This is a genomic window from Roseovarius ramblicola (genome assembly GCF_042430665.1).
Classification (GTDB): Bacteria; Pseudomonadota; Alphaproteobacteria; order Rhodobacterales; family Rhodobacteraceae; genus Roseovarius; species Roseovarius ramblicola.
The window spans coordinates 82,111-105,329 of the sequence record NZ_JBHMEC010000003.1; the positions used below are offsets into that span (position 1 = coordinate 82,111).

The 23,219-nt window shown below is 72.1% G+C and carries 29 protein-coding genes; 19 read left to right on the forward strand and 10 right to left on the reverse strand.

From position 1 onward, the window contains the following. Positions 1–85 precede the first annotated feature (85 nt). From ACFFU4_RS02000 to ACFFU4_RS02025, 6 genes are all read left to right on the forward strand, one after another. Complete coding sequence (locus tag ACFFU4_RS02000) at positions 86–397, forward strand: rod-binding protein (protein WP_377066526.1); 312 nt, start codon at positions 86–88, stop codon at positions 395–397. Then, positions 384–758 carry a flagellar protein FlgN gene (locus ACFFU4_RS02005; RefSeq protein ID WP_377066528.1) on the forward strand — a complete coding sequence of 125 codons (375 nt, stop codon included), beginning with the start codon at positions 384–386 and terminating at the stop codon, positions 756–758. Before ACFFU4_RS02000 ends, ACFFU4_RS02005 begins: the two co-directional genes overlap by 14 nt. Positions 759–966: 208 nt before the next feature. Then, positions 967–2,298: a flagellin N-terminal helical domain-containing protein gene (locus tag ACFFU4_RS02010; RefSeq protein WP_377066530.1), complete on the forward strand. Its 1,332-nt coding sequence runs from the start codon at positions 967–969 to the stop codon at positions 2,296–2,298. 80 nt (positions 2,299–2,378) lie between these two features. Further along, positions 2,379–2,771, forward strand: a complete 393-nt coding sequence (gene flaF, locus ACFFU4_RS02015; protein ID WP_377066532.1) for a flagellar biosynthesis regulator FlaF — start codon at positions 2,379–2,381, stop codon at positions 2,769–2,771. Next, positions 2,768–3,175, forward strand: coding sequence for a flagellar biosynthesis repressor FlbT (gene flbT, locus ACFFU4_RS02020; protein ID WP_377066534.1), 408 nt, complete (start codon positions 2,768–2,770; stop codon positions 3,173–3,175). Before flaF ends, flbT begins: the two co-directional genes overlap by 4 nt. Beyond that, a complete protein-coding gene (locus ACFFU4_RS02025) occupies positions 3,175–3,975 on the forward strand; it encodes a DUF1217 domain-containing protein (RefSeq protein ID WP_377066536.1) in 801 nt (266 codons plus the stop codon). Before flbT ends, ACFFU4_RS02025 begins: the two co-directional genes overlap by 1 nt. 361 nt (positions 3,976–4,336) lie before the next feature. Here ACFFU4_RS02025 and ACFFU4_RS02030 read toward each other — a convergent pair whose 3' ends face one another. Next, positions 4,337–5,743 (reverse strand): FliI/YscN family ATPase, encoded by a 1,407-nt coding sequence (locus tag ACFFU4_RS02030; protein ID WP_377066538.1) that lies wholly within the window; start codon positions 5,741–5,743, stop codon positions 4,337–4,339. A gap of 85 nt (positions 5,744–5,828) precedes the next feature. Between ACFFU4_RS02030 and ACFFU4_RS02035 the strand changes: the two genes are divergently transcribed. Genes ACFFU4_RS02035 through ACFFU4_RS02075 form a run of 9 tightly spaced genes read left to right on the forward strand, consistent with a single transcriptional unit; the run spans position 5,829 to position 10,406 of the window. Continuing rightward, on the forward strand, positions 5,829–6,215 hold the full coding sequence (locus ACFFU4_RS02035) for a FlgB family protein (protein WP_377066540.1): 387 nt from the start codon (positions 5,829–5,831) through the stop codon (positions 6,213–6,215). Between the two features lie 11 nt (positions 6,216–6,226). Beyond that, positions 6,227–6,610, forward strand: a complete 384-nt coding sequence (flgC, locus tag ACFFU4_RS02040; RefSeq protein ID WP_377066542.1) for a flagellar basal body rod protein FlgC — start codon at positions 6,227–6,229, stop codon at positions 6,608–6,610. A gap of 49 nt (positions 6,611–6,659) precedes the next feature. Continuing rightward, positions 6,660–6,947, forward strand: a complete 288-nt coding sequence (gene fliE / locus ACFFU4_RS02045) for a flagellar hook-basal body complex protein FliE (protein ID WP_377066544.1) — start codon at positions 6,660–6,662, stop codon at positions 6,945–6,947. Positions 6,948–6,951: 4 nt separating this feature from the next. Beyond that, positions 6,952–7,221: a flagellar biosynthetic protein FliQ gene (locus ACFFU4_RS02050; protein ID WP_377066546.1), complete on the forward strand. Its 270-nt coding sequence runs from the start codon at positions 6,952–6,954 to the stop codon at positions 7,219–7,221. A 3-nt stretch (positions 7,222–7,224) separates the two neighbouring features. Further along, on the forward strand, positions 7,225–7,938 hold the full coding sequence (locus ACFFU4_RS02055; protein WP_377066548.1) for a flagellar hook-basal body complex protein: 714 nt from the start codon (positions 7,225–7,227) through the stop codon (positions 7,936–7,938). Positions 7,939–7,955: 17 nt separating this feature from the next. After that, positions 7,956–8,741: a flagellar basal-body rod protein FlgG gene (gene flgG, locus ACFFU4_RS02060; RefSeq protein WP_377066550.1), complete on the forward strand. Its 786-nt coding sequence runs from the start codon at positions 7,956–7,958 to the stop codon at positions 8,739–8,741. After that, positions 8,741–9,157 carry a flagellar basal body P-ring formation chaperone FlgA gene (flgA, locus tag ACFFU4_RS02065; RefSeq protein ID WP_377066552.1) on the forward strand — a complete coding sequence of 139 codons (417 nt, stop codon included), beginning with the start codon at positions 8,741–8,743 and terminating at the stop codon, positions 9,155–9,157. Before flgG ends, flgA begins: the two co-directional genes overlap by 1 nt. An 8-nt stretch (positions 9,158–9,165) precedes the next feature. Beyond that, positions 9,166–9,900 (forward strand): flagellar basal body L-ring protein FlgH, encoded by a 735-nt coding sequence (gene flgH / locus ACFFU4_RS02070; RefSeq protein WP_377066554.1) that lies wholly within the window; start codon positions 9,166–9,168, stop codon positions 9,898–9,900. Between the two features lie 23 nt (positions 9,901–9,923). Then, positions 9,924–10,406: a flagellar basal body-associated FliL family protein gene (locus tag ACFFU4_RS02075; protein WP_377066556.1), complete on the forward strand. Its 483-nt coding sequence runs from the start codon at positions 9,924–9,926 to the stop codon at positions 10,404–10,406. Here ACFFU4_RS02075 and ACFFU4_RS02080 read toward each other — a convergent pair. The 9 genes from ACFFU4_RS02080 to ACFFU4_RS02120 all read right to left on the reverse strand — a co-directional run bounded on the left by ACFFU4_RS02080 (position 10,394) and on the right by ACFFU4_RS02120 (position 19,792). Beyond that, on the reverse strand, positions 10,394–10,849 hold the full coding sequence (locus tag ACFFU4_RS02080) for a hypothetical protein (protein ID WP_377066558.1): 456 nt from the start codon (positions 10,847–10,849) through the stop codon (positions 10,394–10,396). The genes ACFFU4_RS02075 and ACFFU4_RS02080 overlap by 13 nt on opposite strands. Continuing rightward, positions 10,846–11,934: an EscU/YscU/HrcU family type III secretion system export apparatus switch protein gene (locus ACFFU4_RS02085; protein ID WP_377066560.1), complete on the reverse strand. Its 1,089-nt coding sequence runs from the start codon at positions 11,932–11,934 to the stop codon at positions 10,846–10,848. The genes ACFFU4_RS02080 and ACFFU4_RS02085 overlap by 4 nt, the downstream gene beginning before the upstream one ends. Beyond that, positions 11,934–12,707 (reverse strand): flagellar biosynthetic protein FliR, encoded by a 774-nt coding sequence (locus ACFFU4_RS02090; protein WP_377066562.1) that lies wholly within the window; start codon positions 12,705–12,707, stop codon positions 11,934–11,936. The genes ACFFU4_RS02085 and ACFFU4_RS02090 overlap by 1 nt, the downstream gene beginning before the upstream one ends. Further along, on the reverse strand, positions 12,704–14,788 hold the full coding sequence (gene flhA, locus ACFFU4_RS02095; RefSeq protein ID WP_377066564.1) for a flagellar biosynthesis protein FlhA: 2,085 nt from the start codon (positions 14,786–14,788) through the stop codon (positions 12,704–12,706). Before flhA ends, ACFFU4_RS02090 begins: the two co-directional genes overlap by 4 nt. A gap of 143 nt (positions 14,789–14,931) precedes the next feature. Further along, positions 14,932–17,364 (reverse strand): hypothetical protein, encoded by a 2,433-nt coding sequence (locus ACFFU4_RS02100; RefSeq protein WP_377066566.1) that lies wholly within the window; start codon positions 17,362–17,364, stop codon positions 14,932–14,934. Continuing rightward, positions 17,361–18,230, reverse strand: a complete 870-nt coding sequence (motA, locus tag ACFFU4_RS02105; protein ID WP_377066568.1) for a flagellar motor stator protein MotA — start codon at positions 18,228–18,230, stop codon at positions 17,361–17,363. Before motA ends, ACFFU4_RS02100 begins: the two co-directional genes overlap by 4 nt. A 72-nt stretch (positions 18,231–18,302) precedes the next feature. Then, the gene (locus ACFFU4_RS02110; protein ID WP_377066570.1) at positions 18,303–18,872 is read right to left on the reverse strand and encodes a MotE family protein; all 570 of its coding nucleotides are present in this window, start codon (positions 18,870–18,872) and stop codon (positions 18,303–18,305) included. Beyond that, on the reverse strand, positions 18,869–19,249 hold the full coding sequence (locus tag ACFFU4_RS02115; RefSeq protein WP_377066572.1) for a hypothetical protein: 381 nt from the start codon (positions 19,247–19,249) through the stop codon (positions 18,869–18,871). The genes ACFFU4_RS02110 and ACFFU4_RS02115 overlap by 4 nt, the downstream gene beginning before the upstream one ends. Before the next feature lie 12 nt (positions 19,250–19,261). After that, the gene (locus ACFFU4_RS02120; protein WP_377066574.1) at positions 19,262–19,792 is read right to left on the reverse strand and encodes a flagellar basal body-associated FliL family protein; all 531 of its coding nucleotides are present in this window, start codon (positions 19,790–19,792) and stop codon (positions 19,262–19,264) included. Positions 19,793–19,918: 126 nt separating this feature from the next. Between ACFFU4_RS02120 and fliF the strand changes: the two genes are divergently transcribed. Genes fliF through fliP form a run of 4 tightly spaced genes read left to right on the forward strand, consistent with a single transcriptional unit; the run spans position 19,919 to position 23,209 of the window. Then, on the forward strand, positions 19,919–21,568 hold the full coding sequence (gene fliF, locus ACFFU4_RS02125) for a flagellar basal-body MS-ring/collar protein FliF (protein ID WP_377066576.1): 1,650 nt from the start codon (positions 19,919–19,921) through the stop codon (positions 21,566–21,568). Next, positions 21,568–22,161 carry a FliH/SctL family protein gene (locus tag ACFFU4_RS02130; RefSeq protein WP_377066578.1) on the forward strand — a complete coding sequence of 198 codons (594 nt, stop codon included), beginning with the start codon at positions 21,568–21,570 and terminating at the stop codon, positions 22,159–22,161. The genes fliF and ACFFU4_RS02130 overlap by 1 nt, the downstream gene beginning before the upstream one ends. Continuing rightward, positions 22,158–22,460, forward strand: a complete 303-nt coding sequence (locus ACFFU4_RS02135) for a FliM/FliN family flagellar motor switch protein (protein ID WP_377066580.1) — start codon at positions 22,158–22,160, stop codon at positions 22,458–22,460. Before ACFFU4_RS02130 ends, ACFFU4_RS02135 begins: the two co-directional genes overlap by 4 nt. Next, a complete protein-coding gene (gene fliP / locus ACFFU4_RS02140; protein ID WP_377066582.1) occupies positions 22,457–23,209 on the forward strand; it encodes a flagellar type III secretion system pore protein FliP in 753 nt (250 codons plus the stop codon). The genes ACFFU4_RS02135 and fliP overlap by 4 nt, the downstream gene beginning before the upstream one ends. Positions 23,210–23,219: the final 10 nt, after the last annotated feature.

The following is a 23,219-nucleotide window of genomic DNA, read 5'->3' on the forward strand; positions in this document are numbered from 1 at the left end:
CCTGCAAAATCGCAGAATCCGGTTACCGGTTCTTTACCGCTTTGCGGTTTGATGGCGTGAAATTCGAAAAATTGGAGGTAACGCCATGCTCGTATCCCTGTCCCGTTCGGTTGCCGATGCCGGCATACCCGCCCCGTCCGCCCCGCCAGGCCCGTCAGACCCGTCTGCCGCGCGACGCGATGCCGCCGAGGCGCTCGAGGCCAGTTTTCTCGCGGAAATGCTCAGGGCGACCGGCCTCGGCGAGCAGGAGAACAGCCTCAGCGGCAGCACCGGCGAGAGTCAGTTCGCCTCGTTCCACCGCGCGGCGATCGCACGCGAGATGGTGGCGGCGGGCGGCATCGGCCTTGCCGACGTGATCGAGGCGGCGATCGGGGAGACGTCCCGTGACGGCGCCTGACCCCCACCGGCCTGACCCCCACCGGATCGAGGCGCGGCTCGAATCGCTGCTCGCGCGCGAGCGGGCGGCGCTCCTGTCGGGCGATCTTCACGCGGTGGGCGCGCTGGCCCCGGAGAAGGAGGCGCTCGCGGCGGAGCTCGGGACGCTCGGGGCCGGCGCGCTCGCGGCGCTGCGCCGGCTGGGCGGGACCGCGCGGCGCAACCAGGCGCTGCTCGATGGCACGCTCCAGGGCATCCGGCGCGCCGGCGCGCGGCTGTCGGCCTGTCGCCGGCTTCGCGGCGCGATGGACACCTACGATCCGCAGGGCCGCAAGACGACCATCGCGGGCCCCCTCGAGCACAAGGTCGAACGCCGGGCCTGAGCGATTTGTCTCGAATGCGCGCGAAATCGTCGGGGGCGATTAGCACTCCATTAGCGGTTGGCGGGCAAATCTGGTCGGGCACTCGTGAAGAGATGGCGCGGCCAGGGCCCCGAGGGGGCCGGTCGCAAACGTCAGAAAGACACGCCCGGCCGCCCGCGATGGCGGCCCGTCAACCGGCGCGAACGCGCCGCAGTCATGAGGAAAGACCATGTCCAGTATCCTGACCAACAACAGCGCGATGGTCGCGCTCCAGACCCTGCAATCGGTGAATTCCAACCTCGCCAGGACGCAGGACACGATCTCGACCGGCAAGGAGGTGGCGACCGCCAAGGACAATGCCGCCGTGTTCTCGATCTCCAAGGTGATGGAATCCGATGTCGCCGGGTTCAAGGCGATCTCCGACAGCCTCAGCCTGGGCGAATCCACGGTGGCGGTCGGACGGCAGGCCGCCGAGACGGTCACCGACCTGCTCACCCAGGTCAAGGGCAAGATCGTCGCCGCGCAGGAGGAGAATGTCGACCGCTCCAAGATCCAGACCGATATCGACGCGCTGACCAAGCAGATCGGCGCGGTCGTGGGGGCGGCGCAGTTCAACGGGCTCAACCTCGTCGATGGCAGCAGCAGCGATCCGGTCAATATCCTGTCGTCGCTCGACCGCGATTCCTCGGGCAACGTGAGCGCCAGCCAGATCGAGGTCACGCGGCAGAACCTGTCGGTGACCACCCCGGTCACGGCGCAGACCTTCGGCACCGGCGATCTGGCCGACACCGCCGCCGCCGAGGCGCTGATCGACAGCACCGGCTCGACCACCATCCACAACGACGCCGCCACCATCGACGGCGGCACCTCCAACGCGGCGGTCGCCAACGCCGCAAGCGAGGTCATCACCATCGGTCAGGTGGCCGAGGGCGACAGCTTCCAGATCGATCTCGGCAACGTCGCCGTCAACGTCGCGGGCGGCGGCGTGGCGACCGGCGAGCGCACCTTCGAGTTCGTGGCCAGCGCCACCGACGGGACGGCGGATGTCGCCAGCAACCTCGCCAGCCAGATCGACGCGTTTTTCGAGGCCGCGACAGATTCGTCGCTGAACCTCTCGGCCACGGTGAGCAACAACCAGATCACTATCACCAACGGCGATGCGGGCACCGCCAACGCCGCTCTCGATATCGGCCTGCGCGCGCAGACCGGCGGCACGCCCGGCTCCTCCGCGTCCAGCGGCGGGCTGGGGGCGTTGCAGACCGTGGACGTGACCACCGATGCCGGGGCCACCGGCGCGCTGAATGCGATCGAGGGCCTGATCCAGAAATCGGTCGACGCCGCCTCTACCTTCGGCTCGGCAGAGGGACGGATTTCCACACAATCCGACTTCGTCAGCAAGCTGACCGATTCGCTGACCTCGGGGATCGGCTCGCTCGTCGATGCCGATCTCGAGGAAGCGTCGGCGCGGCTGCAGGCGCTTCAGGTCCAGCAGCAGTTGGCGACGCAGTCGCTGTCGATCGCCAACCAGGCACCGCAGGCGATCCTGTCGCTGTTCCGGTAAACCCGGCAGGGGCGCCCGCGCGGCGCCCCTGACACGCTGCCGGTTCCCGGCCCCGCACCGACCCCTTGAAAGGACACGACGTGAACACAACCCTGCAGGCACGCGCCGCCTACGGCGCGGAAGCTGGCGCCGTCCACACGCCGCGCGCCACCGAATACCGCGCCTTCGCGCGCATCACGCACCGGCTCAAGTCCGCCACCGCAGCCGACGGCGGACCCGGCGGCGGCCGCGACATGCCGGCCCTTGCCGCGGCGCTTCACGACAATCGGCGGCTTTGGGCGATCCTCGCCGCCGATGCCGCCGACCCGGCCAACCGGCTGCCGCCCGCGCTGCGGGCGCGGCTTGTCTATCTGGCGGAATTCACCCGGGTCCACAGCGGCAGGGTGCTGCGCGAGGGGGCGTCGACCGAGCCGCTGATCGAGGTCAACGTCGCGGTGATGCGCGGGCTGGCGGGCACGGGTGGCACGGCATGAGCGGGCTGGTGCTGAAGCTCGGCCCGCGCGAGCGCGTGCTGGTCAACGGCGCGGTGATCGAGAACGGCGACCGCCGCGCACGCCTGTCGATCGTGACCCCGGACGCGCATATCCTGCGCCTGCGCGACGCCATCCACCCGACCGAGGCGACGACGCCGGTGCGGCGCGCCTGCTATGCCGCGCAGCTCGTGCTTTCGGGCGACGCCACGCCCGAGGACATGCATCACCAGATCCTGCGCCGGATCGAGGAACTGAGCCAGGTGCTGCGCGATCCCGACAGCCGCGCCCTGCTCGCGCAGGCCGGGACGGCGCTTGTCGGGGCCGAGCATTATCGTTGCCTCAAGGCGCTGCGCGCGCTCCTGCCGCGCGAGGCGCGGCTGCTGGCGCACCGCAAGAGCGCCTGATGTTCACGCCGGTCGTGGCCGTCGGCGGCCTGCCGGGCTGGGCTCTGCTCAGCCGCACGATCGGGCGCCAGACAGCGCTGTTCAACGCCGCCCCCGCCCTGCGGCGCGACACAGATCATTTCCGGCAGTCGATCGCCGGAATCGAAAGCGCCGCCGATCTCGTCTCGGACCGGCGCCTGCTGCGGGTGGCGCTGGGGGCGTTCGGCCTGCAGGACGACATCGACAGCCGCGCCTTTGTCCGGGCGATCATCGAGCAGGGCACCGGCGAGCGCGAGGCGCTGGCCAACCGGTTGGCGGACGACCGCTACCGCGCCTTTGCCGAGGCGTTCGGCCATCTCTCCGGCGACGGGGGCGGGCCGCCCCCGCCCGGCTTTGGCGCGCGGATCGTCGAGCAGTTCCGGCGGCGGGAATTCGAGGTCGCGGTGGGCGAACAGGACGGCGCGCTGCGCCTGGCGCTCAACGCCGATCGCGAGCTGGCCGCGCTGGCGGCGGAGGGGGGCAGCGACAATGCGCTGTGGTTCCGCATCCTCGGCACCCCGCCGCTGCGCGAGACCTTCGAGACCGCCCTCGGCCTGCCGCAGAGCTTCGCCGGGCTCGATCTCGACCGGCAGCTCGCCGAGATGCGATCGGCTGCCGCCCGCCAGCTCGGCATCGGATCGCCGCGCGACCTCGCCGATGACGGGCTGCGCGAGGGGCTTGTCCGGCAATTCCTGCTGCGCGACCAGATTGCGGGCGTCGCCGTCAGCTCCGCGCAATCCATCGCCCTGACGCTGCTGCAATCGGCCCCGCGCCTGTTCTGACGCCGGGGCGCGATGATACCGGGTGCGACATCGCGGGGGGCGGCGCGGGGCGCGGCGCGGCCTGGGGACGGGATCGCGGGCGGGAGGCGTGGCACAGACCGATAAGTAGCCGGGACGTGCGCGGCGCACCCCGGGAGCGCGGCACCGTGACGCGCGTAGTGAGCGCAAAGGTGCGGTGCGCGTGCCGGACGGCGCGAGGGGCGCAGGATCAGACGGACACGACACCCGCGGCGCGAGACGGGGCGCTAGACGGGGCGCGACACCGCAGCGCGGCACCCGCGGCGCGAGACGGGGAGCGCGACGGGGCGCGAGACGGGAAGCACGACGGGGCGAGACGGGGTGCGCGACGGGACAGCGTGGCTCAGGGCACCTCCACCGCGCCGGGGCGCGACGCCCCCGCGGGGCCCGGCCCGGCACCGGGCGCGCCGACCTGCCCGCTGCCCGCCGCGCCCGCGCGCCGCAGGATGACCGACAGCCGCGCGAAGCTGTTGGCGATGTCGCCCGGCTCGGGTGCGGCGAGGAACGCGTCGAGCTCGGGCCAGACACGGATCGCCTGGTCGAGCGCCGGGTCGCTGCCCTCGGAATAGAGCCCGGCGCGCAGCATCGTCTCGGACCGCGCGTGGCGGCCCAGCAGGCCCCGCGCCCGTGCGATCAGGGCGTTCTCCTCCTCGCTCGCCGCGCGCGGCAGGCTGCGCGACACCGAGCGCAGGGCATCGATCGCCGGGTAGCGTCCGCGCTCGGCGATATCGCGGTCGAGCACGACATGCCCGTCGAGCACCCCGCGCAGGATGTCCGCCACCGGCTCGTCCATGTCCGATCCGGCGACCAGCACGGTAAAGAGCGCGGTGATGTCGCCCGCCCCCTCCGCCCCCGGCCCGGCGCGCTCGCACAGGGACATGATGGCATGCGAGGTCGAGGGCGGGAAGCCGCGCAGTGCCGGCATCTCGCCCGCCGCTGTCGCCACCTCGCGATGCGCCTCGGCGAAGCGGGTGATCGAATCGGCCAGCAGCAGCACCTGCCGCCCGGCGTCGCGGAAATGCTCGGCCACGGCCATCGCCGTCCAGGCGCAGCGCCGCCGCACCAGCGGCGAGCGGTCCGAGGTGGCCGCGACGATCACCGCGCGGCGCATCCCTTCGGGGCCCAGCACCTCGCGCACGAACTCGCCCAGCTCGCGCCCGCGCTCGCCGATCAGCGCCACCACCACCACGTCGGCCTGCATGTGCCGTCCGAGATGACCCATCAGCATCGACTTGCCCACGCCCGAGCCCGCGAAGAGGCCGATCCGCTGCCCGCGGACGATCGGCAGCATGGTGTTGAACACGGCCATCCCGGTTTCCAGCCGACCCCCGAGCGGGCGCCGCGCGGCCGGGTCGGGCGGGGCGGAGCGCAGCGGACGCGGCGTGGCCCCGCGTAGCAGCGGACGGCCGTCGAGCGGCGCGCCGAACGGGTCGATCACCCGCCCGACCCAGTCGTCCGAGGGCGCGATGCCGGGCGCGCCGAGCAGGCGCACCCGGTCGCCCAGCGCCACCCCCTCGGCGGCGGCATCGGGCAGCACCAGGATCGCGGCGGCCTCGAGCTGCAGCACCTCGCCGGTGAGCAGGCCGCCGCCGCGCCGCGCCACGCGCACCCGGTCGCCCAGCCGCGCCGCCCCCGACAGGCCGCTGACGCGCAGCACGCCGCCCTGCACCGCGGACACACGGCCCACCGCGTGCGCCGCGCTGAGCGTGGAAATCTCGGCCTGCATCCCTGCGATCACGGACTGGCTCATGGGTACTCTCCTGTCATGTCCCGGGAACGATTTCTAAACGAATCAGGGTTAAGCCTTGATTGAAGCCAGCCAGGGGAGACGCCCGATGCTCGAAGAAATCGACCTGTTCCGCCTGTCGCACGCGATGGCGCGCCATGCCGGGGCAAGGCAGGCGGTGGTGGCGCAGAACATGGCCAATGCCGACACCCCCGGCTATGCCGCGCGCGATATCGCGCCGTTTTCCGCCTATCTGGAGGGCGGGGCGGGATTCGCCGCCCGCGCCACGCGCCCCGGCCATTTCGGCGCCCCCGCCACCGCCCCCGGTTTCGCGCCGCGGATCGACCGCGGCGCGGTGCGCGATCCCAACGGCAACTCGGTGGCGCTCGAGACCGAGATGCTGCGCGGCGTCGAGGTGCGTCGGCAGCACGACCGCGCGCTGGCGATCTATCGCTCGGGGCTCAACGTGCTGCGCGCCGCCATCGGGCGCGGCTAGGAGGGCAGGACATGAGCGAGTTTTCCAACGCCCTGTCGGTCTCGTCGAGCGGTCTCCGCGCCCAGGCGCAGCGGCTGCGCCATGTGGCCGAGAACATCGCCAATGCCGACACGCCCGGATACCGGCGCAAGACCGTCGCCTTCGAGGCGTCGGACGCGGTGCACGGCGGGGTTGCGCCCGGACCGGTGCGGCTCGACCGGAGCCCGCTGAGCCGGGTCTACGACCCCGCCCACCCGCTCGCCGACGCGACCGGCCATTACCAGGGCTCCAACGTCAGCCTGATGATCGAGATCGCCGACGCGCGCGAGGCGCAGCGCAGCTACGAGGCCAATCTCAAGATGTTCACCCAGGCGCGGGACATGTCCTCGGGGCTGATGGACCTGCTGCGCCGATGATCGCGCGCCGCTGACGACGCCACAGACGACGCCACAAAGGAGATCCAGAATGGATGTTTCCGCACTCAACGCCACGCAGGGCTATGCCGACCTGCGCCGCGCCACCGGGCCCGCTCCCGGCGGCGAGCCCGCCGCGCCCGCCGCCACGCTGGCGCGCGATTTCGCCGCCACGCTGCGCGAGGGCGAGGAGACCGCCATCGCCGCCATGACCGGCGGGGCCGACCCGCATTCGCTGGTGCAGGCGCTGGTGCAGACCGAGCTTGCCGTCGAGACCGCCGTCACCGTGCGCGACCGCGTGGTCGAGGCCTACCAGCAGATCCTGCGGATGCCGGTGTGATCCGATGGGCGACGAGATCCTCTTCTACGACACGCTGCGCGAGGGGCTCTGGGTGGCGCTGATCGTGTCGCTGCCGATCCTCGTGGTGGCGCTGCTTGCCGGGCTGCTGGTCGGGCTCTTCCAGGCGCTCACCTCGATCCAGGAACTGACCCTCACCTTCGTGCCCAAGCTCGGCGCGATCGTCGTCACCTTCTGGCTCAGCATGGGCTTCATGACGCAGACGCTCGTGACCTTCTTTCAGGAGCGGCTGGTGCCGCTCATCATCGGAGGCTGAGACATGGACGCCGCAGGATATGCCACGCTCACCCGGCAAACCGGGCTGATGCGCGAGATGCAGATCGTGGCCAACAACATCGCCAACGCCGCGACCGCCGGCTACCGGGCCGAGGGGCTGGTGTTCTCGGAATTCGTGCGCCGCGCGGGGGACGGTCCGTCGCTGTCGATGGCGCGCGGCAACATCGCCGTGACCTCGGTCGCGCAGGGCGCGCTCGGTGCCACCGGCGGGGCGTTCGATTTCGCCATCGAGGGCGAGGGATTCTTTCTGGTCGAGACGCCGCGGGGCGAGCGGCTGACCCGCAACGGGGCGTTTGCCCTGTCGGCAGCCGGCGATCTGGTGACAGCGAGCGGCTTTCGCGTGCTCGACGCGGGCGGTGCGCCGGTCTTTGTGCCGCCCGGCAGCGGCGCGCCCGGGCTCGCCGCCGACGGCACGCTGAGCGGCGACGGCCGGCCGCTGGCGCAGCTCGGCCTGTTCCGCCCGGCGGGCGACGGCGCGCTGATCCGCGCAGGCGGCAATCTCCACGAGGCCCCCGACGGGATCGAGCCGGTGATCGGGGGCCGCATCAAGCAGGGCTTTCTGGAGGGCTCCAATGTCGAGCCGATGACCCAGATCGCGCGGCTGATCGAGGTGCAGCGCGCCTACGAGATGGGGCAGAGCTTTCTCGAGACCGAGAACCAGCGCGTGCGTGACGCGCTCGACACATTCATCCGCTGACCAGGAGGAGCCACGACATGCGCATTCTCAAGATCGCCGCCACCGGCATGGCCGCCCAGCAGATGCGGGTGGAGACGATTTCCAACAACCTCGCCAACATGTCCACCACCGGCTACAACGCGCGCCGCGCCGAATTTGCCGACCTGCACTATCAGCAGGTCTCGCGCGCGGGCACGATCAGCGCCGCGGATGGCTCGGTGCTGCCCACCGGTGTGCAGCTCGGGCTCGGGGTGCGGCCCTCGGCGATCTCCATCCACCTGTCGCAGGGCTCGCTGCGCCAGACCGGCGGCGATCTCGACATGGCCATCGACGGGGCCGGCTTTCTCGAGGTGACGCTGCCCTCGGGCCAGGCCGCCTACACCCGCGACGGCGGGCTCAAGCGCTCTGCCGACGGGCTGATCGTGACCTCGGACGGCTTCCCGGTGGCCCCCGAGATCACCATCCCCGACGACGCGCGCAGCCTGTCGATCACCCCCGAGGGCGAGGTGTTCGTCTTCTTCGACGATGCCGCCGAGGCGCAGCCGCTTGGCCAGCTCAACCTCGCGGGTTTCACCAATTCCAAGGGGCTCGAGGCGATCGGCAGCAACCTGTTCCGCGAGACCGAGGCGTCGGGGCCGCCCAATGCCGGCACTGCCGGGGAGGACGGGCTCGGCACGCTGCGCCACGGCTATCTGGAGGACAGTTCGGTCGATCCGGTGCGCGAGATCACCGAACTGATCGAGGCGCAGCGCGGCTACGAGCTGAATGCCAAGGTCATCACCGCCGCCGACCAGATGCTGGCGGCCACCACGCAGGTGCGGTGATGCGCACGGGCCTCCTGATCATCGCGCTGGCCGCGGCGCTGCCGGCGCGGGCCGACCGGGTCGAACCGGTGCGCGTGATCCGCCCGCAGGAGATCATCGCGCCCGACGACGTGGTCCTGCGCGACGGGCCGCGATCGGGCAGCCTGACGCTCGAGGCGGTGATCGGCCGCGAGGCGCGCGTCGCGCTCTATCCGGGCCGACCGATCCGGGCGGGCGATATCGGCGTGCCCGCGGTGGTCGAGCGCAACCAGGTGGTGCCGCTGGTCTATGTCCGCGGCGCGCTGCGGATCGAGGCCGAGGGCCGCGCGCTCGCGCGGGCGGGGGCCGGCGAATACCTGCGCGTGATGAACCTCTCGTCGCGCGCCACCGTGACCGGGCGCGTCACCGCGTCGGGGCGCATCGAAGTGTCACCATAGGGGGCAGCATGACCACGCCAGCGATGTTCCGCACGCTTCTCGTCGTCCTCGCGCTCGCGGGCTGCGACCGGGTCGGCCATATCGGCAAGCCGCCGGACCTCAGCCCCGCGCAGGAGGGCGGCGAGCAGGTCGCCATGCTCGACCCCGGCCTGCCGATGGCGACGGCGCATCGCGCGCCCCTGCAGGAGCCGTCGCTGTGGAGCGGCGGGCGGCGCTCGCTTCTGGGCGACCGGCGCGCGGCGCGGCGCGGCGACATTCTCACCGTGGTGATCGAGATCGACGAAGAGGCGGAGATTTCCAACGCCACCTCGCGGCGGCGCACCGCGTCCGAGGATCTGTCGGTGCCCGACCTGCTGAGCCTGCCGCAGCGGGCCGACGCGGACCTGCCCGCGGGGGCCGGGTTCGACCGGGTCGTGGGGATCGAGTCCTCGGGCAGTTCGGGGGGCGACGGATCGGTCAGCCGCAGCGAGGAGCTGACCCTGCGGGTCGCGGCGACGGTGACCGAAGTGCTGCCCAACGGTATCCTGCGGATCAGCGGCACCCAGGAGGTGCGGGTGAATTTCGAGCTGCGCGAGCTTCTCGTCAGCGGCTTCGTGCGCCCCGAGGACATCTCGCGGCAGAACGAGATCACCCATGACAAGATCGCCGCCGCGCGCGTCTCTTATGGCGGGCGGGGCCAGATCACCGATGTGCAGCAACCGCGGCTTGGCCAGCAGGTGCTCGACGCGATCCTGCCGTTCTGAGCCGTGGCCGGGGAGGACCACAGATGATGCGCTTTCTGCTGCCCGTTCTGATGGCGATCGCCGGTGCCGGGGCGGGCGTGGGCGCGGGGCTGCTGCTTGTGCCCGCGCCCGCCGCACCGCCCGGAGACACCGCCGCAACGCCCGCCACGGACACCGGCCCGGACACCGCCCCGGACACCGGTCCGAGCGATTTCATCGGGCTCAACAACCAGTTCATCGTGCCGATCCTCGAGGACGAACGGATCGGCGCGATGGTGGTGCTGTCGCTCAGCATCGAGGTGGTTCCGGGCAACGCCGAGGCCGTCTACGCGCGCGAACCCAAGCTGCGCGACGGCTTCCTGCAGGTGCTGTTCGACCACGCCAATCGCGGCGGGTTCGACGGGGAATTCACCAATGCCGACAGCATGGACGTGTTGCGCCGCATGCTGTCGGAGGTGGCGCGCGACCTGCTCGGCGAGGTGGCGCGCCGCGTGCTCATCACCGCGATCACGCGTCAGGACACCTGATCCGGCCCGTTGCCGGGCGGCGTCCGCATCCGTGCCACTGCCCCCAGTTCAGTCAGCAGCGCGGCCCGCCGCCGCGCCGCCCGGTCGCGCGCCACGGTCCGCGCCTGCGCGCCGAGCGCGCGCGCCGCCTCGGCCTTGCCAAAGGCGCGCCGCTGCGCCGGCAGGGCCTGTTCCCTGCGCGCCAGCACCCGCGCGAGCGCATCCCGGAGCGCCGCCCGCTGCCGCGTCAGCCAGCCTTGCCAGACGATGTCGGCCCCGATCTCGCGCAACCCGCGCAGCGCCTCCTGCGGCAGGGCGCGGGCGTCGCGGGCCTGCGCGTCGAGCCGGTCGAGCGCCGCGCGCAGCCGGACCTCCTCGTCGCGCAGGGCGCGCAGCCGCGCCGCCTCGCGCTGGTGCAGCGCATCGGTCAGCGCGCAGAGCGCGGCATGGCCGTCGCCCGTCATCCGAAATGCCGCGCCTTGCGGCGCATCGCATCGGCAAAGCGGATCGCGGCGGCCACCGCGCGGTAATGGCGCGGGTCGATTTCCTCGCCGATCCCGGTCCCGGCGTGGAGCGCGCGGGCCACGGGCGGGTCGTGGTGCACCGGCACGCCGTTCTCGCGGGCCAGATCGCGGATGCGCAGGGCCAGGTGACCGACCCCCTTGGCCACGCAGACCGGGGCCGCGCCCGGTGCCCGGCTCCAGCGCAGGGCGACGGCGTAATGGGTGGGGTTGACGATCACCACATCCGCCGTCGGCACATCCTCCATCATCCGCCCCGAGACGATCTCCATCCCCTTGCGGCGGCGCTGCTGCTTCATGTGCGGATCGCCCTCGTGCTCCTTGTGCTCGTCGCGGACCTCCTTGTGCGACATGCGCTGGCGGCGGGCATGGTCGAAACGCTGCCAGAAGAAATCCGCCGCACCGACGAGCAGGGCGATGACCACCACCACGGCCAGGAACTCGATCGCCATGCGCGCCATCAGCGCCCCGACCTGGCCGGGATCGGCATGAAGCGATGCGGCCATGCGCGGCAGTTGCCCGCCGAGATAAGCCCCGAGAAGACCGCAAAACGCCACCAGCTTGACCGTGCTCTTGGCGAACTCGAAGAGCCCGCTCGGCCCGAACTTGTTCCTGGCGTTCTCCACCGGGTCGATCCGCGAGAGCTTTGGCTCCAGCCGCGCGGCGGCGAAGACGAGGCTGCGCTGCGCCACCACCGCCAGCAGCGCCGCCACGCCGGGCAGCAGGAAGAACGCCGAGAGCGCGACGCCGACCCCGAGCAGGATCCCGCCGAGCGCAGCCATCCCCGGCCCGCCCTGGAACACCAGCGGCGCGAGGCGGTCGGGCTGATCGAGCAGGCGCATCATCAGCGATCCGGCCTCATCCACGGCCCCCGCCCCCGCCGCGACCACCGCGAGCAGGAAGCCCGCGTAGGACCCGGCGGTGTTGAGATCGGCCGAGCGCGCGAGCTCGCCCTTCTCGCGCGCCTTTTGCAGCTTGTGCGCGGTCGCCTCGTGGGTCTTGTCGCTGTCATCCTCCTGCCCGGCCATCATCCGCCCCCGACCGGATCGGCGAGGAACCCGCCGAGCCCCGCCGCCCAGATGCCGAGCATCGCGGGTGCGAGCAGGAACAGCAGAACCAGCCCCGCCGCCGTGATCGCGGGGGCGCCGACAAAGACGACCATGAGCTGCGGCATGGCGCGGTTGATGACGCCGAGCGTGAGGTTGTAGAGCATCGAGGCGATCACGAAGGGCGCGGCCAGCGTGAAGGCCAGCGCAAAGGCGCGGGCCACCCGGCCCGTGCCCCACTCCGCGACGTCCGCCGCCCCGGGCAGGCGGGCGGGCGGGAACAGCCGGTAGCTCTCGATCGCGAATTCGGCAAGGCGCAGATGCAGGCCGAGGATCATCGCCAGCGCCACCGCCCCGGTCACCAGCAGGTGGCCGATGGCGGGCATCGGCGTGATGCTCGCCCCGCCGAGGATCTGCGACAGCGAGGTCGATTGCGCGGCGATGGAGCCCGCGGTCTGCAGCGCCAGCACAAACAGGCGGATGCCGATGCCGAGCAGCAGGCCGATGCCGGTTTCGGTCAGGATGAGCCGGGCGAGATCGGGGTGCCCGGCCAGCAGAGGCCCGAGCGCGGGGGCCAGCGCCGGGCCGGTGATCGCCGTCAGCGCCAGCGCGAGGACCAGCTTGATACGCACCGGCACCGTGCGCTCGCCGAAGCCGGGAAACAGCGCGATCATCGGTGCCACCCGGAAGAACACCAGCGCATGAAGCCAGAGCACATCCTGCGACAGCCGGATCAGCGCCTCGATCCCGGTCATGCCGCCACCACGCCCACCAGCGCCGGCTGCGTCTCGACGCCGATTTCCTCGAACGACAGGACCGGCGCGCGCACCTGCCTGGCGGCGAGCGCCATGCGCAGGAAACGCCGCCGCTGCGTCGAGGTGATGACCGCCGGGCTGATTCCGCGCTCCAGCGCGGTGTTGACCTCGGCGGCGATGCCGCCGGTGAGCGTGTTGAACAGCTCTGGCGGCAGCGCCACGTCGGGGCGGCCGCGCTCGGCCTCGACCTGATGCGACAGGAACCGCTCCTCCCATTCCGGGGCGAGCTGGATCAGCGGCAGCGTGCCGTCGGCGCGCGTCAGCTCGCCCACGATCTGAAAGCCGAGCCGCTGGCGCACCTGCTCGCACACCGTCTCGGCACCCGCCCCGCCCTGCCGCCCCTCGGCGGCCGCCTCGATGATCAGCGGCAGGTTGCGGATCGAGACCTGCTCGGCCAGCAGCAGCCGCAGCACACCGTGCAGGAGGTCCGGCGCGACGCGGTCGGGGATCATCTCCTCGAGCAGCTTGCGGTTGGCCTCGGCGCGGCCCGTATCGGCGAGGTTGACCATCTCGTCGAGCAGGCGGCGCATCGCCTTCATGGTCAGCAGCCGCCCGAGATTGCGGCGGATGATCTCCAGCAGGTGCGTGGCCAGCACCTCGCCGGGCGAGACCACGGTCGCGCCGCCCAGAACCGCGGTGTCGCGCGCCGCCGCCGGGATCCAGCGCGCCGGGGCCTGATAGACGGGCTCGCGCACCGTCTCACCCGCGGGCAGCCCGGGGTGTCCGTCGGGATCGAGGACGAGGACATGATCCGCGCGCAGCCCGGCGCGGGCCTGCTCGACGCCGTGGATGCGGATCGCGTAGGTGCCGGGTTCGAGCGCGGACTCGTCGGTCAGGCGGATCTCGGACAGGATCAGCCCATAGCGCGTGGCGATATGGCGTCGCATGTTGGCGATGCGCGCGTCGAGCCCCTCGCCTGGGTCGAGCACCATGTTGATGAGGTCCGGCGCGAATTCCACATGGATGTCGTCAAGTTCGAGGATGTCGCCCATCGACGGCTCGGGCGCGGGCGTGGCGGCGGCGGTGTCCTCGGGCACGGCCTCCGCCTCCTGCGCGCGGCGCAGACCGGAGATGGCGACGGCCCCGAGCGCCAGCGCCCCGATGATGAAGGGCACGAAGGGCAGGCCGGGCACCAGCGCGAAGAGCCCCATCAGCACCGCCACCGTCACCAGCGCCGCAGGGTGGCGCAGGATCTGGCCGGTGATCGCGGTGTCGGTCGCCCCCAGCGTGCCGCCGCGCGCCAGCAGCAGCGCCGCCGCGATCGAGATCACCACCGCCGGGATCTGCGTCACCAGCCCGTCGCCGACCGTCAGGATGGCGTAGGTCTCGAACGCGTCGCCCGGCGCCATGTCATGGACCAGCGTGCCCATGGCGAGGCCCATCACCAGGTTGAGCAGCGTGATGAGCAGCCCGGCGATGGCGTCGCCCTTGACGAACTTGGACGCGCCGTCGAGCGAGCCGAAAAAGGTCGTCTCCTGCTGGTCGCGGTCGCGGCGTTCGCGCGCCTCCTCGTGCGAGATGGCCCCGGCGGACAGGTCGCTGTCGATCGCCAGTTGCTTGCCCGGCATCGCGTCGAGCGCGAAGCGCGCGCCCACCTCGGCCATGCGCGCGGCCCCCTTGGTGATGACCAGGAAATTCACGATGAGCAGCACGCCGAACACGACGAGCCCGAGAAAGACGCTGCCGCCCATGACGAAATCGGCGAATCCCTCGATCACGTGGCCGGCGGCTCCGGTGCCGCTGTGGCCCTGGCCGATGATCAGCTTGGTCGAGGAAACGTTGAGCGACAGGCGCAGCATCAGCGACGCCAGCAGGATCGTCGGGAAGGACGAGAAATCCAGCGGCCGCTCGATGAACAGCGTGACGGTGAAGATCAGGATCGCCAGCGCGAAGGAGGCGGCAAGGCCGATGTCGAGCACCCAGGACGGGACCGGCAGGATCATCATCACGATGATCGCCATCAGCGCCAGTGCCAGCAGCACCGTGGGCTGAAACAGCCGGGCGCGGGTCAGGCGCGGCATCGGCGGGCCGGGGCGGGGACGTTGGAGAGAGGTGGCTGGCGGTCTGGCAACGGGGACCCTCCCTGCTTGTGTGACGGCGGTGGCGGTACCGTGCCCGAGCCTGCGCGGTCATCGTTGAGATTCGGTTAGCCGCGGCGCGATTGCTATTGCGTCACGGCCTGCGCCGGGGTCGTGGCGAGCAGCCGCGCCATGGCCCCGCGCAGCGCCGTGCTGCGCTCCAGCAGCGCGCGATGCGCCGACAGGTCCGCCACACCCGCCACACCCGCCGCCGCCGGGGCGGCGGCGTCGCGCATGAGGATGTCCCCCAGCGCACGCAGCGACGGGTCTTCCGCCTGTGCCATTGCCGCGGCCCGGTGCGTATGCAGCGCGGCCCGGTCGGCCCGGCGGTCGGCACCCCGGGCGGCGAAGAGCCGCCGCGCCGTGCCGTGATCGCCGCGCGCGACGAGCGCCTCGGCGCGCAGCAGGTCGAGCGCCTCGCCGTCGAGGCTCAGAAGCTCCCGGAGCGCCGCGGCCGGGCGCGCCTGCATCAGCGCGATCCGCGCACGCACCTCGCGCCGCGCCGCGCCCTCCGCCCCAGGCCAGACGCCCTGCCCCCGCGCGACATGGCGCGCCGCCTGGCCCGGAAAGCCCAGCGCAAGCAACCGGCGCGCGGCACCCAGCGCGGCGGGGGCGTCAAGCGAGCCGGGCGCGGCGATGCGGTCGCCCGTGATGGCGCGCAGGAAGGTGACATCGTCGGCCTGCCGCACCAGATAAACCACCAGCACGGACGCGACCCGAGCCGCCTCCACGTCCTCCAGAGACCTGCGCAACCGCTCGAATTCGCTCATTGCCTCGGCAAACGCACCGGACGCGGCGAGCGCCGAGACGTAGGCCTGCGCGAGCCGTCCGCCGAGCGGCGTGCCGCGATGTTCGAAGGCCAGCGCCCCGGCCAGTTGCGCATCGTCGAAATCCACCGGTGCCGCCCGCGCGAGCGCGCGCTCGATGGTCTCGGCCAGCGCGATGCCGGTCTGCTCGGAATTGCTTCGGGTCACCGCGCGCAATGCCGCTTCGGCCGCCGCGTCCTCGCCCCTTTCCACGGCCCGCGCGGCGCGCGCCAGGCCGGTTTCGGCGTCCGACGGCGCATCGCCCCCGCGCAGGTGCCGCAGGATCGCGTCGGCGGTCTCGCGATGCCCGGCGTCCAGGAGCCGCTGCACGAGGGCGGGGCCAAACGCGCGCCGCAAGCCCACGGGCAGCGCGACAAAGGACCGCCGGAGGGCGCGGTGATCGAACACGGCACCCTCGGGCAGGTCCGGCCCCGCGAGGATCGCCCAGAGCACACCCGGCTCGCCACAGCCCAGCGCGCCGGCGAGCGCGGCCCCGGCGGCCAGCGGCGCCCCCTCCACGAGCCGGGAAAGATCGTGCGCGCGGGCGACCTCCGGCGCGCCGGGATCGAGCCAGCCAAGCACCTGCCGCGCCTCGGTACCGAAGCCGAAATGGATATAGAGACGCGCGAGGCGCAAGGCGTTGGCCTCCTGCACGGTGTCGAACTCGCCGAACAGCGTGCCGTTGAGGTGCCCCAGTTCGAGGGCAAAAGGCCGCGTGCCGCCCCACGCCGGCACATCGAGATGCGCCGTCGGCGGACAGGTTTTCGCGGCACGGTCCGCCCGCGGCGGCCCGTTTGCGTCACGGTCCATGCTGGTCGTGATGCGCAGGCCCGGCACGGTGGAACGGCCTGCCGCAATCCCGGCACCGGCGGGCGGTGGCGCACCCGGGGGCGCGGGTGGCGGGACGGGCGGCCCCGGATCACGGCCCTGCCGGTCCGTGGCGGGGGTCACCAGCCCCTGGTTCACGGCGCGGCCAAGCTGCTGTCCGAGAACCGATCGCATGGCATCGAACCCGTCCACCGGCGGTGTGTCCGGGACCTCCGGCAGGGCCGCGATCGGCGGGCCGCTACGGCCGTCGAGCCGCGTGGCCAGCGCCGCACCGGCGGTGGACGGCCGCCGCAGCCCGGCGCCATCGGCGGCGGGTGGCGCGGGCGGGGCGGGTGGCGTGGCAGCGGGCGGGGCGGCGACGGCATCGGCGGCGGGCGGCGTGGCGACGGGATCGACGGCGGGCGGAGTATCGACAACGGGATCGGCGGCGGGCGGAGCGGCGGCGGGATCGGCGGCGGCGGGATCGGCGGCGGCGGGATCGGCGGCGGCGGGATCGGCGGCGGGCGGGGAATCGGCGATGTCGATCACAAGCATGTCACCCGCATGCCAGAACGGCGCGATCCTGCAGTCGCAGTCGAAGACGAGATCGACCTGTCCGCCGCCATCGGGCGCGGAGATCGCGCGCAGCCGCTGCCGGTCGATCCGCTCGAACACCGCACCGAAGTCGAATCGCGGCCCGTTCCCGTCGAAGATCACCGAGGCCCCGTCGGCGCGGGGCACGACCCGCCAGGGCCTGCGCCCCGGCATGTCGAACACGAGCCGGTCGAACCCGTCATGCGCGCCGGAGCGCACGGAGACAGTCTGCGCGGCGGCAGGGGGCGCGTGCGCGGCAAGCAAGAGCGCCAGCCATGCCGCGAGGATCGTGGCGGCCCGCGCGCGGATCATGCAGCCTCCTGCCGCGTGACCTTGAGCGCCTCCTCGAGATCGCCGAAGCCGGGACGGTTGTGCGAGGGCGTGTTCTGCCGCCCCACCTCGATACAGATATTGGCCGAATGGTTATGAAGATTGGCCACCAGAACCTCCCGGATAAGCTTGTAGAAATGGGCGTCCTCCTCGATCACGTCACGCAGACGGCTGGCAAAGGGGCCGACGAACCCGTAGGCAAGGAACACCCCCAGAAAGGTGCCGACGAGCGCGCCGCCGATCATCTTGCCGAGGATCTCCGGCGGCTGGTCGATCGCGGCCATGGTCTTGATGACCCCCAGCACGGCGGCGACGATGCCGAGCGCGGGGAGCCCGTCTGCCATCGTCTGGAGCGCGTGGCTGGGGTGCAGCGCGTGCTGTAGCTGCGCCTCCATCCGCTTGTCGAGCACCTCTTCGACCTGGTGGGGATCGTCATAGTTCATCGAGGCCGAGCGCAGCGTGTCGCCGATCAGCGAGACCGCCTCGGGATCGGCGAGGATGCGGGGATACCTGCTGAAGATCGCCGAATTGGCCGGTGCCTCGATATGCTCCTCCACGGCGACCGGGTTGTGCCGTGCGAGGCGGATCAGCGCGAACAGCAGGCAAAGCAGGTCGCGGTAATCCCCGGGTTTCCAGCGGGGGCCCCTGAACACGCGCCCCAGGCTCCGGAATGTGTGCCGGATGGTGGTGACGTCGTTGCCGATGAGAAAGGCACCGATGGCGGCCCCGCCGATGATCATGAGCTCGAACGGCGCGGCATGCAGGATGATGTCGAGCTTGCCGCCGGCTATGAGGTAGCCGCCGAACACCATCACCAACACGACCACGATGCCAAGGATGCCGATCATCGCTCTCTCCGCCTCATCCAACCGGCCTTCATCCTGCCACCGGCGGGTTAAGAAAGCCTGACCTGGCGCCGGTCATTCCCGCGCCGCGTTGCGCCCGGCCAGCACCACGCTGATCGTGTGCGCGGCCCCGGGCGACAGCCCGGCCATGATCCCCGCCGCCGCCTCGGGCCGCATCCGGGCGAGGAAGCCGGCGGCGAATCGCGCGTCCATCTGCTCGAAGAGCGCGGCGGCCTCTTTGGGTTTCATCGTCTCGTAGACCCTGGTGAGCCGCGCGATATCATCCTCGGCGGCGGTCTCTGCGATCGCAACCGTGCGGCGCAGCGACTCCTCCGCCGCCGCGAGCTCGTCGAGCTTGCGCGCGGTCTCGGCATCGACCAGCGCCAGCGCCGCGCGGCGGTCGGCGAGCGCGGCCTCGTCCTCGGCGAGGCGCGCCTCGCGCGCCATCATGTCGTCAAGCAGGCGCTGCAGGTCGGCGGGTGTCTCGCCCGGGGCGGGGGCCTCTCCGGCGGTCGTATCGGTGCGCGCCATGGCCCGGCCCGCGCCGTCGCCGAGCCGGACCAGCGCCGAGGCTACGAGAAGCGCCGCGATCACCGCCAGCGTCCCGCGCGGGCGCATCCGGAACCGGGGCCGCGCGCGCTTCATGCTGTCCCCCCGTCACCCGGTGGCGGGTGGCGGCGGAACACCGGGGCCGCACCGTTGCCTGCGGTCTTTGGTGGCTCTGGCGGGGCCGGGGGCTCTGGCAGGTCGTGCATGGCGGCCACCAGAAGCTCCAGCCGCTTGGCGACCGCTTCGGCGCGACCGGTGAGCGTGGCGAGCGAGCGGCTCTCGGCCCCGGCGGCGGCCTGCGCATCCTGCAACGTGCGCGCGAGATCATCGACCTGCGCCGACAGCACCGCGACCGCGCCGCCCACACCGCTCTCGAGATCGTTGAACCGGCTCAGCCTTCGGGCCAGCACATGGCAGTAGAGACCCGCCGCGAGGGCTCCGGCCACCAGCAGGATATCCGCAATCAGCTCCATCTCCGCCTCCCTTCAGTTGAGCACGAATTCCATCACCAGCAGGTCGTTCACCCGCGCCGCGCCCACCACCGCCTGCACCCGCCGCAGCATCTGCGCGCGCAGCCGCGGCAACGCCGCGCTTTCCTCGAGATCGGTGAGCCGCAGGGCGCGCAGGTAGGTGTTGAGCACATCGACGATGCGCGGCATCACGCGGATCACCTCGTGCTCGGCGTCGTCGGACACCTCAAGCTCGGCGCGAAAGCGCAGGTGGCGGCTGCGCCCGTCATCGGCAATCGAGATCACCAGCGGCTCGACGGGTACATAGACAAGGTGGCCGAAATCGACCGCCTCGTGCATCGCGCGCGCGCGACCGTCGCCGCCACCACCGGTCTGTGTGTCCGCCGCCTGTCCGTCCGCGCCGGGGCCGAAGGGCAGGAGGCCGGCCCGCACGGCATAGAACCCGGCGCCGCCCGCCGCGAGCGCCAGCACCAGCCCGGCGATCAGCGGCAGCCGCGACGGCGCGGCGCGCTCCGGTGTGTCCGTCGTCTCCTCTTCATCCGCCATCACACGGTCCCCTCTTCTGGCCAACACGGGCATCATAACCCGGCAGGAACTAACCGAATGTTAAGCCTGATGCAGGAAGGATGACCCCACCGGCCGGCAGAACGCCGATCGTCAGGAGGCATCATCGTGCAGCAGATTCTCGGCCTGTGGAACGCGCTCGACACGCGGCGCCGCCTCATCGTGGGGGTGGCGACGCTGGCCATGTTCGCCGCCGTTCTCGGGCTCGCGCGCATGGCCGCCATCCCGTCGATGAGCCTGCTCTACGCGGGGCTCGATGCCCCGGCGGCGGGCGACGTGATCGCCGCGCTCGAACAGCGCGGCGTCGCCCACGAGGTCCGCGGCGACGCCATCTTCGTGCCTGCGCCCGAGCGCGACGGGCTGCGCATGACGCTGGCCGGCGAGGGGCTGCCGGCCAACTCGACCAAGGGCTATGAGCTTCTCGACGGGCTGTCGGGTTTCGGCACCACATCGCAGATGTTCGACGCCGCCTACTGGCGCGCCAAGGAGGGCGAGCTTGCGCGCACCATCCTCGCGCACCGGGCGGTGAGCGCCGTGCGCGTGCACCTCGCCGCGTCCGGGTCCAACCCGTTCCAGCGCGACTTGCGCCATTCCGCCTCGGTCTCGGTCACCACCGACGGGCAGGAGCTCTCGCCGCGGCACGCGCGGGCGCTGCAATTTCTCGTGGCCTCCGCCGTGGCCGGGCTCGCGCCCGCGGATGTCGCCATCATCGACAGCCAGGGCGGGCTGATCGGGGCCGCCGAGGACACGCCCGCCAACGCCCCCGACACCCGCGCCGAGGCGCTGCGCCTGCGCGCGCTGCGCCTGCTGGAGGCGCGCGTCGGCCCCGGCAACGCGGTGGTCGAGGTCGCGCTCGAGACCGAGACGCGCAGCGAATCGGTCCGTGAACGGCGGTTCGACCCCGAGAGCCGCGTGGCGATCAGCACCGATACCGAGGAGACCACCGAGACGGCCTCGGGCACCGGCGGCACCGTCACCGTCGCCTCGAACCTGCCCGACGGCGATGCCGGCGGCGGCGCGGATGCGACCAGCAACCGCGAGGAAACCCGCGAGCGGGTGAATTACGAGGTCTCGACCACCGAGCGCGAGGTGGTGACCGCGCCCGGCGCGATCCGGCGGATGAGCGTGGCGGTGCTGGTCAACGCGCTGCCCGGCGACAGCACCGGCGGCGCGGCCGACGCCCCGCCCCGCCCCGAGGAGGAGCTGTCCGCGCTGCGCGAACTGGTCGCCTCGGCGGTGGGGCTCGATCCCGAGCGCGGCGATGCGCTGACCCTGCGGGCGCTGCCGTTCGAGGCCGCCGCCCCGATCGGGACGCTGGCCGCCCCCGGCCTGCTGGACCGGCTGGTCATCGACACGATGTCGCTGGTGCAGGGTCTCGTGCTCGGGCTCGTGGCGCTGGTGCTCGGGCTGTTCGTGCTGCGGCCGGTGCTGCTGCGCCCGCCGCCGGCCCCGGCGCGGCTCGGCGCGGCCGCGCGCCCGGCCGGGGCCAAGGCAGACGGGGCCGCCGACGCGGATACCGCCACGCCGCTCACCGGAGAGATCGACGAGGGCGAGTTCGACGAGAGCGGCCTGTCGCTCGTCTCCGGCGAAAACGGCACGGGCGGCGGCCCCGCCGCGTCGCGCATCGCGTCGCCCGGCGGCGCCGGGCCGCGGCCCGAGGACCCGGTAGCGCGCCTGCGCGCGATGATCGGCGAGCGTCAGGAGGAGACCGTGGAAATCCTGCGCACCTGGCTCGAAGGCGAAGAGGAGAGGCCCTGATGTCCATTTCCCACCTGCTCGAGGACTTCGACGCCGTGCGGGACGGCCACGAGATCACCCTCACCGATGTCTCGCTCGAGGACGAGCGGCTCGCCGCCTTCGAGACCGGCTATCGCGCCGGGTGGGACGACGCCGTCGAGGCGCAGGCCGGGGATGCCCGCCGGATCACCGCCGATCTCGCGCAGAACCTTCAGGATCTCAGCTTTACCTACGAGGAGGCCCACGCGGCCGTGCTGCAGGCGCTGCGGCCCCTGCTCGCGCAGGTGACGTCGGCGGTGCTGCCCCGGCTCGCACAGGAGAGCCTCGGGCCGCGCGTGGCCGGGATGCTGGACGAGCTCGCCCGGGACCAGGGCCGCCGCGCGATCGAGATCGCCGCCTCCCCGGACGACGCGACGCGGCTCGCGCACCTGCTCGAGGCGCGGCCCGATCTCGGCGCCACGCTCGCCGAGGACGACACGCTCGGCCCCGGGCAGGTCTTGCTGCGCTTCGGCGAGGCCGAGCACGAGATCGACCTCGCCGGGGTGCTCGCGGGGATCGACGCCGCGATCCACGGATTTTTCGACCAGACCCAGCAAGGAAAGACCAGCGCATGACCGACACCCCAGCCGACCACGCCTCCGCAACCGCCGCGGACATGTCCAACCCGTTCTCGGCCGTGCCGATCGAGATCACCGTCTCGGTGGGCAAAGCAAGGCCCGCCATCCGCGAGTTGCTCTCGCTGGGACGCGACGCGGTGCTGCCGCTCGACCGGCGCGTCGATGACGCGGTCGAGCTCTATATCGGCGAACGGCTGATCGCGCGCGGTCAGCTCGAGGAGGTCGAGGGCGACGGCGACGGACAGCTCGCCGTGCGCCTCACCGAGGTGGCCAACCTGCGCGACGGGCTGGGATGACACCGCCCCGCGCCGCCCGCGCCGCGCCGCTCCTGGCTCCGGCCCTCGCGCTGGTGCTGCTCGCCGCCACCCCGGCACAGGCGCAGGACATCTCGATCTCGCTGGGGGAGGGCGGCTCGCTCTCGGGCCGCGCGATCCAGCTCATCGCGCTGATCACCGTGCTGAGCCTCGCGCCGGGGCTTGCCGTGATGATCACATCGTTCCCGTTCATCATCACCGTGCTGTCGATCCTGCGGCAGGGCATCGGGCTACAGCAATCGCCGCCCAACATGCTGCTGGTCAGCCTCGCGCTGTTTCTCACCTGGTTCGTGATGGAGCCCACCTTCACCGCCGCCTGGGAGGCCGGGATCGCGCCGCTCGTGGCCGAGGAAATCACCCTCGACGAGGCGCTGCCGCGCGCCATCGGGCCGTTTCGCGGCTTCATGGCCGCGCGGCTCGACGGTGCCACCTTCGCGGCGATGGCGGCGCTGCGCCCCGATGCCGCGGGCATCGCGGCGGGGCCTGACGCGCCGCTCTCGGTGCTGGTGCCGAGCTTCATGCTGTCGGAGATCGCCCGCGCCTTCCAGATCGGCTTCCTGATCTTTCTGCCGTTTCTCATTATCGACCTGGTGATCGCCGCCGTGCTGATGTCGATGGGCATGATGATGGTGCCGCCCGCCATCGTCTCGCTGCCGTTCAAGCTCGCCTTTTTCGTCATCGCCGATGGCTGGTCGCTGCTCGCCGCGAGCCTCGTGCGCGGCTACATGTGAGCGCGCCCCC